The sequence below is a fragment of the Candidatus Wallbacteria bacterium genome (assembly GCA_028687545.1).
Classification (GTDB): domain Bacteria; phylum Muiribacteriota; class JAQTZZ01; order JAQTZZ01; family JAQTZZ01; genus JAQTZZ01.
Genome location: JAQTZZ010000002.1, coordinates 85383 through 98512, shown reverse-complemented (window position 1 = coordinate 98512; position 13130 = coordinate 85383). Strand labels below are relative to the sequence as shown.

Sequence of the window (13130 nt, the reverse complement as noted above, 5' to 3'; positions counted from 1 at the left end):
GGGCACGGGAAACCGTGCCCTTTTTAAGGATTTTCCCCTGACCGTCTCAGCCAGCTGTGATGTTCGAAATAATCAGCCAGCACTTTTTTCAGAACAATTCTGTGATCTTCTTTCCATTCCAGGAAGGATTTCCTGTGCGGCTCATCAAAATTTTTGTACAGTTCCCCGATTTTCTTTTGAAACAACACAAGTTCAGGCGGCAGTTCATCTTTAAACCAGGATACATCCGAAAAAACTATGATCATAGTACCGCGGTCCCCGGTTTTTGCCGCATCCCTGGATGTATCCAGGGGATTGAAATGAAAAAAAAGCAGCAGATCGATCTTGAGTCCAGTCATCTCGCTGAGCGCTGTTTCCCCGCTTCCTGCTGCAATTTCTCCGTGTATTTTTCCGATAATCCGCTGAAATTCTCCCAACGCGGCATTCCAGTCTTTCACGGAAGTTTCATCAGGGATCAGCCTGAGCCAGTTTTCCACTTTGGTCTGGAAAAGGGTCCAGGATACTGAGACATCGCTCCAGCGGGACTTCAGGGACTCAAGCTCGGCTGTGCCGCATTTTTCGAATCCATTGATGCTGGAAATGATCTTGAAAAACGATTTTGCTGAGGCTCGCTTGATGTCGTTGAAGGTCGAGTTTCTGAAATTATAGGCTGAACATGAATTCGAAGTTCCAGAAAAAAGCAGAAAAAAAAACAGGGTCAGAAATATCTTCATCGTCATGTTGGCCTTGTGAAATCAATTATACAGGAAAACACCTCCAAATTACTACTTGATATGGCAGAGGCTAAAATGTCATACTGATAATGATTTCAAGGGGTAATTATGAACCTTTCGGGAAAACGCCTGCTGCTTCTGCTGACTCTGGCTTTTTTCACTCTCTGCCAGGGATGCGGAGAAAAGAAAAAACTGGTTGTCTTTCATGCCAGCAGCCTGACCGCTCTGATGAAGGACATGAAAGCTGAGTTCGAGGCAGGAGAACCGGGTGTGGAGATAGTGCTTGAGCCTTCAGGCAGTTTTGCCGCCTGCCGGAAGATTACTGAACTGAAACGCAGAGCTGACGTCATCGCAGTGGCGGATTATGTGGTGATTGAACGACTGCTGATCCCTGAATTCACAGACTGGTATGCTGATTTTGCAGGAAGCAGGATGACTGTCGCATACGGAGAGCACTCTCAATATGGAACAGAGCTGACAGCTGACAACTGGTATGAAATCCTTGCCAGGCCGGATGTGAAATTCGGGCGTGTCGATCCCAACCTTGAACCTGCTGGATACCGCACCCTGTTCTGCTGGGAGCTTGCAGACATAGTCTATCGGGAGAAACTGGGAGGCAGAAGCATCGCTGTTATGCTTAAAGCCAATTGCCGACCTGACAATGTCTGCCAGACTGAGTCTCAGCTTGTTCCCAGGCTTCAGAACTATTCGCTGGATTATGCCTTCATCTATGAATCATCCGCCAAGAAGTATCATCTCAAGTTCATCCGGCTGCCTGACAGGATCAATATGGGAAGCACTATGGAGGCCCAGTTCTATTCCCAGGTTACCACTGAAGTGACAGGCAGCGGTAAAAATACGGTCTCCCTGACAGGCGGGCCTATCAGGTATGCGTTCACAATTCCGAATGATGCCCCTGACCGCGGAACAGCATTGAAATTTGGAAGGATGCTCCTGTCACGCTCAGACCTGGTTGAGAAGAATTTCTTTGATCCTGCACCTGGCGGATCAAAAAACGTCCCGCTTGAAATCTTAAAATAGAGCCAGATTTATTACTTGAAAAAACCGTACTTCGAACCGCAGGTTTCCTTGCAGGTTCCACAGCTTATGCAGAGCAGGCAGTCTATACCCTGCTCACTGATCGCGCCTGACGGACAGGCTTGCCTGCATGGTTCGTGTATCGGAGGCAGATGGCCCAGCTTAAGCCTGTAGAAAGCGTCTTTTCCGATAAGAGCCAGAAACAGACCTGTCGGGCACATGAATCTGCACCAGGGAGTGGCCACGATAAACGAGGCTGACAGGACAATGCAGAGCGAGATCAGTGAGGAGGTGTCTGCCTCAAAGCCATAGAGCGAGCACCAGGCGTCACTGAAATAAATACCCAAGAGGCTCAGCGCACTATATACGAACATCGGTACATAACGGAAGTTCATCAGAGCCTGCTCCAGGGCCGGGCTGATCAGGAGCAGGAAAAGGCTGATCATCATCAGAAAGGCGAAGACAGCAGTGACATATTCCACTGCAAATTCATTAGCCGGCAAGGTTCTGAGCATGGTGACCAGGGCTGTGCAGAACAATGCTGTTAGGAGGATCAGTTTAGCAGCTTTTCCTTTCACCGGGGAGATTGAATTCACTATTTCCTGCAGAAATCCAAGCGGGCAGACCCAGCCGCAGAAAATGCGTCCCGCAAAAAACGAGAATCCTCCGACTACGGCAAACAGGCTCAGCTGGGAGAATGAAACCAGGTCGTTTTTTCCGATTTCGCCGAGCCCGAACATGAAAAGCCGCATCAGGCAGAGGCATTGATACACGAAAAGGGCAAAAACCAGCAGGGAGATGGTCTGGACGGCCCGCCTCGCCCGCTGCAGCCATGCATTCCGCAGATTTATCATGAATATCATCCCTGCTATCAGAAGCAGGGAGATCAGGGCTAACGGAAAACCGTCGAACCAGCTTCCCATCACCGGCAGAAACGGTTCGTCGAAGAATTTGTTCAAATTTCCTCCAGTAACATCAAGCTTGTTTCAGCCTTCTCTTCTGGTTTTCATAAAGCCACTTCAGGGAAATGAACCCCCAGAAGCAGATGCCCACAAACACTACTGTGATCGGGGCAGCCTCCCGCATGCCGAACTGATTGAATGTGTCATCGATCATGATCGGGATCGTGCTCGGCCTGTAAGCTACGATCATCAGGCTGCCTGCTTCGGAGAGAGCCCTGGAAAAACTCAGGATGCAGCCGTTGAAAATCCCAGGCGCGGCAAGTGGCAGGGTGATCCGGAAAAAAGTCAGGGCTGCAGATGCACCCAGCGAGCGGCTGGCATTTTCGAATTTCGCGTCCACCGCTTCAAAGGCATTGATCGCAGACCGTACCAGAAATGGGAAACTGACAAAGATCTGGCAGCAGATAATGCCGATGGCTGTTCCGGCAAAAGACATTCCGAATTGCTGAGCTAAAAAGTCTCCCAGAGGTGTTTTAGGGCCGACCAGGACCAGAATGGCGATTCCTGCCGCTGTCTGAGGAACCATGATCGGCAGGTCGATCAAAGCATCGACTGCGGCTTTCAGCCTGAAATCGTTCCTGGCCATGATATAGGCAAGCGGGACACCCAGTACTAGAATGATCAGAGTCGAGATCAATGCTGTGACTGCACTCAGTTGCATGGCATTCCATATTTCCGGACTGCAGGCATTGATCAGGGTCTGGGGCTGATACTGGAAAAGCAGGTTAAGCAGCGGGAAAATCACCAGCAGCAGAATCAGTCCGCCCGACAAGGCCAGCACTTTTTCAAACCCGCTGCTCAGGCGTTCCCATAGCCCGCTTAAAACAGCGTAGATGAAAGATAAGAGCAGACATCCTGAAACCCAGTAAGCGCTGAATGCAATGAGAGAAAACAGGAAAATGAAGAGATAAACTGTCCGATTCCTGTTGTGATACATCCCGGAATAGAGAAAGACCCCCATCAGGAACAACAGAAGTCTTCGATTCAGCAGGAAGAGAAAAACCAGCAGGAGCAGGTAGCCGGAAAGATACAGGCTCCAGCGGAAGTCTTCCTGGTTTTCCTGATACTTCAAGCCGCAGAAAACAAACCAGAGATTTCCGAGAAGCAGGAGCAGCATAGTCGGCCAGTCATAACCGGAAATCCCGCTCAGCAGGGGGACGACATTCATTAGCCAGGAAAACACGATAAAATGCAGAACAGTCACAAAAGTGAGCAGCAGAAAAAGATTTTTGACCTTACCAGGCACTGGAGATCTCCTGCATTTCAAACATAACATTGAAGCCTTTAAATTTTAATTATACCATGACAGAGATCTGAAGGATCTGCCATGATCCTGACTGCCCCCGGAATTGGCAGTAAAACATGCCAGATTTAGTTGACAGATCATAGAATCGCGGATAGAATTTAGTCAGTTTTCTGATACATGAAATGCCGAAATTATTGACGCATTTCAGTTTCTGTATCTTTGTCGGCATGAAATGAGCATGACTCAGTCGGAAAGGGAAAATATGAAAAGGCTCTTTTTCGCCGCTGTTTTGGCTGTCATCTTTCCAGCCTGTGCTGATTTCGGCAGTGTGGATCTGGCTTTGCTTTACAGGCTCCACCCTTACACAGTTTTCTTCTATCTGCCTGACACTGACGGGTTCATTTCGCTCAAATCGCTGAAAAACAACGAATTCAGCCAGGCCAGCCTTGCCTATGTCCGCAGGGATTTCATCGCAAATTCCGAGCAGGGAGACAATGAACTGAAAAAAGAGCTTAATACCCTGATCAAGGAGAAACAGGGGATCGAAATTCAGAGATCAGACCTTGTAAATCAATACAGAAAAACTGAAACAGGAAAACCAAGTTCAGAACAAGAGAAAAAATATCTTGCCCTGCAGAGTGTACTTTTGAAGAAACTGATTGAAGTAGGCGGAAAAATCGATAAAATCATGAAGAGTTTTTCAGCATATTCAGCGACGCAGGAAGAGCAGAAAAAAATCAGAAAACAGATCTGGACGGATATTAATGAAGGGATCAGCAAGGTTAAAAAGGCGCATCAGGTCGAGAGGATCATATTTTATCCCGGAAGTATCAATTCTGCCGCTTCTGTGATTTACCATATCAACGATCTGTGCGCCCTGGACAAAGACAGTTTTACTGAACAGGAAAGGCAGAGATTTTCATATTTCATGAGCCAGGGATTTAAATTCAGGTTAAACAGCTTGACTGACAGGGATAAATTCATCGTCTATGGTGGAGCTGATTATTCCCTGGAGATTTTGCAGGGAATTTTTGAAAAATATAAATTCGCTTCTGAACTGCAGGAAATGCTCGTTAATGCCCTTAATAAGGAGGAAGCAAGATGAAATATTCAGTCCTGACATTGTTGATGGTGTGTTCAACCCTGCTCGCTGAACCTGTCGGAACCATCAATCTGAACCTGGCTTTTTATTATCATCCCATGACAATTCTTTATTATTATCCTGAAGCAGGGACTTTTCTGCGTCCGGTAGAGGGAAAACTGACTGTCAGTGCGATTGAAGAAGCCAGGAAAACCCGCAGCGTCGAAAAAGACAGGCTGAAAGCCAGGAATAAGACGCGGAATGAAGAAATTGCCAAGAGGCTGAATGATCTGGCAGCTGAGAAAAACCAGACCTGCAGCAGGATTCTCGGCATGAAAAGCAGCCTCTTTGAAGAGCAGCAGAAAAAAATGACCGGCAAAGTGGACATTGCCAAGCTGAATCTCCAGTTTCACGACGAGGCTGAGCGTGCCATGAAGCCATATCAGGACAAGCTGGATTCACTGGAACTGGAAACTCTGAAACTGAACAGTGAGCAATTGCAGTTAAAGCAGTCGGAATCTTCAGTGGAATTCTACACCACCGGGGAAGCTGCCCAGTTAACTTCCAGGATTCTTGCTGAAATCAAGACTGCCCTGAAAACAGTTGCAGATAAAAAAGGGATCAAGCTGGTCCTGAACAGCGGGGTTTATGAGAATCTGCTCCCATCCGGATCTTCAGATTCCGGTAAACTCACTGCCAATTACGAGCGGGTGAACATGATGTCTGTGGGAGAGCCTAATTTGGCAGAAGGCCAGAAAATGAGCCCTGAAGACAAGATCAAGACCTTTACCATGTCTTATCTTTCGGAACTGATCGCGAAAAAAAGTTCTCCAATGGCCAGGCCCGACTTTTCCGAATTCATACAGAGCGAAAGCCAGGACCTGACTTACGAAGTTGTTGAATCCCTGATCGGAGCGAGTGAAATAAATCCCAAATTCAAGGCTGCAGTCCTGCAGTACCTGAAGGATAATCTCAAGTCCTGACCGGGCAGCAAATGAAACGATTCCAAAAAATCGGAGTAAACATTGATAGTGCACAAAACGGAAAAAAATCTGACTGTAAATAAAATTCAGGGGGGAGCGGAACAATGAGGAAAATCTTTCTGTTGTTGCTCTTAATGGCAGGCAGTGCGGTTTTTGCAGTAGCGACATATTCCAATAAGGATATCTACAAGCGCAACGGCGATGTCTATGTTCTGGTCGGCGATGGAATCAACAAGGGAGTTTACGGTCCTTTCCATGAGAGCACAGAGACCATTATTGTGGACCAGGGAAATGACCCCAAGGCCAAACGGCTCTTCATGCCGGGCGATTCAGGCAAGGCGATCGCTGTCGACATGTTCAGCAACGTATACCTCCTCTGCAACAAGACTACTGCTTTCGGGCCGCCCCGCGTCACCCCTGCGGAGCTGGCCAGGCTGACCGCTGAAGGATTCGATGTCCCCACTCTGGTCAACCGGACTTTTTTCAGGGTAGTGATGGGTATCAACGGGCAATGGATCTATTGCTCTTATCCCAACAACTGGAACAACCATTTCGGACACGGATTCAATGTCCACGGCTGGAGATGGTGGGTAAGCGGGGGACAATGGGGCTCGGCCTTTGATTTCAACACCAATTTCTGGAAAGACGATTTCGGCAATCTCCTGGTGCCCAATGGCTGCGACATAGACACCAACTGCTTTGCCCAGCTCCCCAACGGTTACTTCACTTTCATGCACTGCAACGATAACATTGGCTGGGGCCATTACGGACGTGGCCAGCATTCCCTGATCAAGAATTACGAGGAGCGGGACCTCACTTTCTGGGACGATTATTACAATGACCCTCACAGGCCGATCGCTGTCGCAGGTTCCTGGGATCCTTATTCCAGTCAGTTCAACGCATTCGAGCAGGTTTTCCATCTGTTCCAGTGCAACTATACCTATCAGGCTCTGGGCGCATCCTGCGGAGACTCTCCTCCTGGTGAAAACTATAATGACCAGCCCAACGTTTCTCCCACAGGCAGGATGGACATAGCAGTGAGCTGCACTGGCCGCAGATATTTCTATACCACTGTTCCGGATGAGATCTTGAAAATCGGACAGATGGAAACTGTGGAAACCGATGTAGACGGCCTGTCATACGCGAAGCCTACTGCCATGGACGGCAGCGCTCAGCAGGTGAATCTGCCTGACCATACTTCCTCCATCGGAGCTGCCACCAAGAACAGCCAGGAAGACTGGTTTTATTACTCTGATGCCATAGACATGTGCGTGGCAGACCAGTGGGACGGCCTGGGCGGCATCAAGTACGAACTGCAGCCTGACCTCAGGTCCTTCAATCGAACCGAGATGATCGGACTGACAGCAGGCACTTCAGTGACTTTTTCCATCCCGAACAATGTGCCGGGTACGATCGAAGCCATCGCTGCAGACGGACAGGGCAATGTTTACTATGGGATAAAAACCCAGGAATTGAAACCCCAGGGATGGGATCCCAATACCTTGTGGCCGCCGGACCAGGTCAAAGACATCAATGATTACACATATGTTCCACAGCCTGGCGAACCGCCTCCCACTCCACAGCAGGCCAAGCTGACCAAAAGATGGACTTCCGTCTTTTCCGACGGCTGGTATTACAGTGTCTGGAGGGTCAAGGAAAACAACATCGCAGACCATTACCTGATGTTCAAGATCTTTCTGGGCGGGAACATCTGGAAGCGCCAGGATTATGGCTGGTACGCGGGAAACACTCTGGTCTGGGACCCGTTTTTCAGTTCTCCCGCAGTGCTCGACATGAGCACAAGCATGGTGGATGTGAGAGCAATAGATACAGACATTGCAGTCGTAAACATAGCCGGCCCTCCGATTGCGGGCGATGACATCTCACATGTGGATTTTGTCTGCATGGATCCTGATTCCAACAACACGAATCCATTGCCTCCCAAAGATCCGGCTAAACCCAATGATGACTATCTGAAAGAAGACCTGGCTTATACATTTTACATTGAAAACCCGCCTTCTTTTGCCGGTGACTACCTGAATAAAAACAACAATTACGGCGAATCAACGCTTTCGACACATCAGCCTTTGAGTTCCAACGGATTCACAGGCGGCTACCCGATCGGACTGATCGAGGGCACGAACGCAGGCCCAGGCCTGATCTATTATATCCGGGTGATCGATGTGCTCCAGAGCAGCAATGTACTGTATGAATTCTGGATGCCCAATGCCACTCTCGGCAATAAAATCACAGGCGAAAAAGTCGATCCGTTTGTCAATCCTCCGATCGACGGGCAGCCCCAGAATGTGCTCACCAGTGCCGGACAGGGCGTCAAGATCGACGTCTCAGCTACCAATGAGCCTGACAATTATCTATACATGGTGAATGGTGCGGCTCAGATCGAGCGCAAGGGATTCAAGATTCTCTTCAGAGACCGCGGCATTTACAAAGTCCAGGTTCTGGCCGTATATCAGCGCTACAATTATGAGACAATGAAATTCCCCTCTTTCATCGACCAGCGCAAATCTCTTGGTTACGCCATGGCCACTTCCAGCTCCTGCCCGTTCGAGTGGAGAGACGCGAAATGCTTCCTCCCGGGCGGATATGCGCCATCAACTCCTCCGGCTGCCTGGAAGAATTCAGACATGAATTTCATCGCAGAGCATGTGATACATGTGGGCAATGAAAACGCTCCTACCCCGGGTTACATCCACCAGGTCAACATCCATGCCCCGCAGCAGGTGGACGAGGATACCGGAGTCCCGATTTACGCCACATTCTATGTGCAGTGGGGCAAGTATTACCAGTTCCATCTGCATGATGCCGGATCCACTTCCCTGGTGGACAGTTATGACGGAGTGGGCGTCTGGAACTACAAAGGCGACGGGCTTAAACCCAACAACTACAAACCTTCTCTGGCCACTGACGTCAATGATAAGGCCGCCTGTCTGACAGGCAACCCGGGCGACCTGGTCCCAGGCGGATCAGTTGACATCAACAGCGACCAGAAGACCACTCTGGAGGACTATCCCTATAACGGGATTGATGTTCCTGTCAGCAATGATAACGGGATCGGGATCTTCGGCACATCGCAGCTCGACCCTGGCGCAGGCAACTCCCATCTCGACAGGAAAAAGGACTGGGGCGAGATCAAGTACCAGTGGTGGGTAGGTGCATTCATCTTCGACAACAGCTCAGGCACCCCCATTTACCGCTGGACACAGACCATGTTCGAAAAAGGAGATTTGTCAGACGACACAGTGGTGGAATACAGGAACAACACTGACGGGCCTCTGGATGAGACAGTGGCCTGGGACACCTGGAATCCTCCGAACTTTGCGGACAGGCATGTGTTCAAAGTCAAGCTGAATCTCACGACGCAGCAGAATCTGTATAAATTTGTGATGCCTCTGTCCGGCGCACCTGATCCCAAATTCGCCTGCTATTACCTCTGGCTGGATTTCGATTACCCATGCGTGAAATGGGAACCCCGCGACCAGGTCCCGGACGTAGTGCCCCCAAAGTTTAATTACTATGACCTGACCTGCGATACGCCAAGGCATACCAGCTATCACGATATTGATACCGGGACCCCGGGTTCCAAGGATTTCGGGTATCAGATCGAAGTCGTGGATAAAGAAGGACCTGCGCTTTATTATTACGTCACTGACGATTACGCGGACGGCGGCACCACAGCCGACCTCTTCCCAAGGGAAATCCAGTATGTGGTCCTGGACAACAATCCCAATGTGGCGCTGAAGCCCGATGATTTCAAGCTCAGAGTCCAGATCGAAAACCCGACCGCCAACTCAGGGAACAGGCGTTTCGATCAGCTGCAGGACCGCACTGTGGACTCGGTTTACACTGATTACCAGAGCCAGTTGGACATGAGCGTCCAGATACCCGAAGGTTCTCTGGTAGACCTGAACGTTGACGGCAAGCTGGATGACGATTTTACCCGTATTATCGGCTCAGTGGATAATCCGCCTGATGATTCCAGTTACTACCATGTAAGTCAGCCTGGGAAAACAGGCGGACTTCAGAAATACATGCACAGATTCCTCTTTCTTTACAATCCAAAGAGAACTGTTGGTCCTTTGCCGGAAAACTATGCCAGTTACCTTTACTGGTATGTTTACGGCACAGACGGCAAGGGCAATTATCTCAATTCCAACGGCACTCCGATCATTCCGCCTGAAACTGCAGGCGACGATGCCAATGCCCCCTGGAAATACGCTGCCAAGCTGATGGTGCACGACAATGACCCGCCTGAACTGTCATTCACTGTCGTGATACCCAAACTGAGCAGGGTGATCAAGTATCAGGTGAATGACGATGACAGGGACGACATCTTTCTGGATCCCAGATATGGATTCGTGGACGAGGGCATGAACGGCATTAAAATCGACAATTCCACCACTCCCAGCCTGACTGCCCTTGTGGATAATACGGAATGGGGCGGAACAGGCCTGAATCCGCTCAACAGCGTCACCAGCGAGCGCGGAAAGATCCGGATCATAGTCACAGGCGACGGGAAAAATGAGCCCAGGCTGGTGGAAGGGAATGACGAGACTGTCGATAAGCCACGTGACATCTTCGACTATTTCATCGACAGGAATGTGTATTCCCTCGATGCCGTGGATCAGCCGATGCCAGGCAACAACTACATGAAAGCGGAGTTTTTCGATTTCGGCCAGTACATTGGCGACCTGACTCCGAATAAGCCGAATGTGCTAGGCATTGACGAGGACATGAGAGTGGCTTTTGAAGTCAAAGCCCGCGACAATGTCGATTGTATTGAAAATGCACCTTTCATCTCCCACAACCTGATCGAGGGACACAATGGAGTATTCCCTGTGACTTTCGCCGGTAATGTGAAGATCGAAGTCAAGAAAACGCCTGGCGTTACCGATCCGGACGGGGCCTGGGTCAATCTCCCGACTGAGAATATCCCGATCATGACAGACAACACAGGCCATAAGCATGCCATCTTCTTCACCCAGTTCAAGGAAAGCACACGCCTTGATTTCGAGCAACTGCCGCTTGAACCTGAACTGCTCAAGATCTCTGTCACAGACAAGTCCAACAATACCAGGGCGATCCTGGTGCCTTTCTGGATCCTGGACACCAAACTGATGGACGAACTGCTGAAGAGACAGAAGACCAGAATCGAATACAATCATGAGTGAACCAAAAGGGCACGGGAAACCGTGCCCTTTTTTTGTGGAAACCATACAATAGAAACTGAATTGGTGGATTGAAGTTTGTAGGCTTGAAGAATCTAATGAAATGAAGCTTAAAATCTACTACACAGGCGATCTGCATTGGAATGTCGGCTCCTTTGCATACATCGCTTCTGTATTGAAATCAGAGCGGGAGAAATTCCTGCTGCTGGATGCCGGAGATTCCGTTTCCACCCAAAATCAGGGCCTTGATTCGATCATCTCGATGAATCTATTGAACTACGACGCCATGGTGCTTGGAAACCATGAGCTGGACATTGCGCCTGCCTCTCTTCCTGGATCGCTCAGGGAAGCGCATTTTACCATTTTCAATTCCAACCTCTCGATCGGCTATGACGGCGGTGCAGTATCCAGGATTTTCAATCTGAACGGATTCAGAATCGCGGTGCTGGGAGTCTGTTTTCCAGGCATTCTCAGCGGCCAGCCTGAATACCCTGAATATACATTTTCAGACCCTGAAGCAACACTGACAGCCAATCTTCCAAAACTGAAGGCTGAGTCTGATTTTCTAGTCCTGCTCTCGCACCTCGGTTTCCCGGCTGACCAGCAGGTCGCTGAAGCACATCCTGAAATTGACCTGATCCTCGGCGGGCATACTCATACGGTGATCAAAGATGATTATTATTCAGGCCATACCATGATCTGTCATTCAGGCGGAGAAGGAAAATATCTGGGATGCGTGGAACTGGAGATCAACGGGAGCGGTAAAGCCGCAGCCAGAAAGCACGGATTGATCGAACTGAGCGCTCAGGTGCCTGATCTGGTGTTCAGGGAAAAGCTTGGGCAGGAGAAAATCCGCCTGGGCATCGAAGGAGTTACTGAAGTGCTCGGTGAATCCCTCAGCGATTTCATCACTGAAAAATATTCAGGCGAGACTGCGTTCGGGGATTTCGTGGCAGACCTGATCAGGTTTTCTCTCGCTGCAGACATCGTGTTCCTGAATGCCTCCTGCATCAACCCGATCCTGGGCAGGGGAACAGTCACGCGCGAGCTGCTGGAAAAAATCATTTACTGGGACAATGAGCTTTATTCAGGCACTCTCCCGGGCGACGAGATCTTCCGGCTGTTTTCCAAAATGATCTCCAACTTCGTGGAAGACCCCTATTTTTTCTGCTACTTTTCCGGTGTCAGGATCGAATACACTGACGATCCCATCTGCCGCAGGGTTTTCCAGAATCTGGAGCGGCTGGAAAAAGCAGCCCCTCAGTCAATTTCAATCAAATGCTCTACCGGCGACCCCGCGGTTCTCTGCGACCTCTGCCAGAAAATGGAAAGCCCGGCCTGCCTTAGAAAGGAACCTTATACAAGCTGCTCAGCAGAGAGGATCGCAATTTTCATCGACGGGAACCCGCTGATGGCCGAGAGCTTCTACTCAATTGTCACCACCAGTTTTCTGATCAAGGGCGGGCTTGCTCATAAATATTCCTCTTTCTTTGAAAGCTATCCTTTCCTCAAGGTGGAAACCGGTATGAAAGAGTTGATATTGAAGTATTTTAATCAAAATGGTCATTTGCGCTATGTAAAGGACTACAGGCTGGTAGTGAAGAAGGCGGTACATGAGGAGTATGGCCGCTAGACCAACATATCCCACTCGGTTCTTCGAACCTCGGGTATAGAGTCTGTTAGGAAATTGAACGCAGTGAAATTTCCGTTACAGAATCTTACCAACATACCAATATACCAATATACCAACATGTAAACCTCAAACGGCTTGAAATAAGGACAAAGTACGCTGTGCCCCTGCGAATCCAAAATTCCCCACGGTTTCCGGTAAAAAAAATCTTTGACAGGCACAGACTGGAATACTAAAATAAGGCACAAACCCAAATAGTATTTAAGGATAAAGTTGATTAATCAGAGGAGG

The 13130-nt window shown here is 49.2% G+C and carries 8 protein-coding genes; 5 read left to right on the top strand and 3 right to left on the bottom strand.

Annotated features, from left to right (window positions below):
- Positions 1-23: 23 nt before the first annotated feature.
- Positions 24-713: a hypothetical protein gene (locus PHW04_01405; protein ID MDD2714528.1), complete on the bottom strand. Its 690-nt coding sequence runs from the start codon at positions 711-713 to the stop codon at positions 24-26.
- Between the two features lie 108 nt (positions 714-821).
- On the opposite strand from PHW04_01405, the gene PHW04_01400 reads away from it, so the two are divergent.
- Positions 822-1754 carry a substrate-binding domain-containing protein gene (locus tag PHW04_01400; GenBank protein MDD2714527.1) on the top strand — a complete coding sequence of 311 codons (933 nt, stop codon included), beginning with the start codon at positions 822-824 and terminating at the stop codon, positions 1752-1754.
- An 11-nt stretch (positions 1755-1765) separates the two neighbouring features.
- Here the strand turns inward: PHW04_01400 and PHW04_01395 are convergent, their stop codons facing one another.
- Together PHW04_01395 and PHW04_01390 are read right to left on the bottom strand one after the other, a co-directional pair.
- Positions 1766-2710, bottom strand: coding sequence for a 4Fe-4S binding protein (locus PHW04_01395; protein MDD2714526.1), 945 nt, complete (start codon positions 2708-2710; stop codon positions 1766-1768).
- Positions 2711-2726: 16 nt separating this feature from the next.
- Positions 2727-3959, bottom strand: a complete 1233-nt coding sequence (locus PHW04_01390) for an ABC transporter permease (GenBank protein ID MDD2714525.1) — start codon at positions 3957-3959, stop codon at positions 2727-2729.
- A 262-nt stretch (positions 3960-4221) separates the two neighbouring features.
- Between PHW04_01390 and PHW04_01385 the strand changes: the two genes are divergently transcribed.
- From PHW04_01385 to PHW04_01370, 4 genes are all read left to right on the top strand, one after another.
- Entirely contained in the window at positions 4222-5064 is an 843-nt protein-coding gene (locus tag PHW04_01385; GenBank protein ID MDD2714524.1) for a hypothetical protein, read from the top strand.
- Positions 5061-6023 (top strand): hypothetical protein, encoded by a 963-nt coding sequence (locus PHW04_01380; GenBank protein ID MDD2714523.1) that lies wholly within the window; start codon positions 5061-5063, stop codon positions 6021-6023. Before PHW04_01385 ends, PHW04_01380 begins: the two co-directional genes overlap by 4 nt.
- A 104-nt stretch (positions 6024-6127) precedes the next feature.
- Positions 6128-11212 (top strand): hypothetical protein, encoded by a 5085-nt coding sequence (locus PHW04_01375; protein ID MDD2714522.1) that lies wholly within the window; start codon positions 6128-6130, stop codon positions 11210-11212.
- 100 nt (positions 11213-11312) lie between these two features.
- Positions 11313-12842 carry a 5'-nucleotidase C-terminal domain-containing protein gene (locus PHW04_01370; protein MDD2714521.1) on the top strand — a complete coding sequence of 510 codons (1530 nt, stop codon included), beginning with the start codon at positions 11313-11315 and terminating at the stop codon, positions 12840-12842.
- Positions 12843-13130 lie beyond the last annotated feature (288 nt).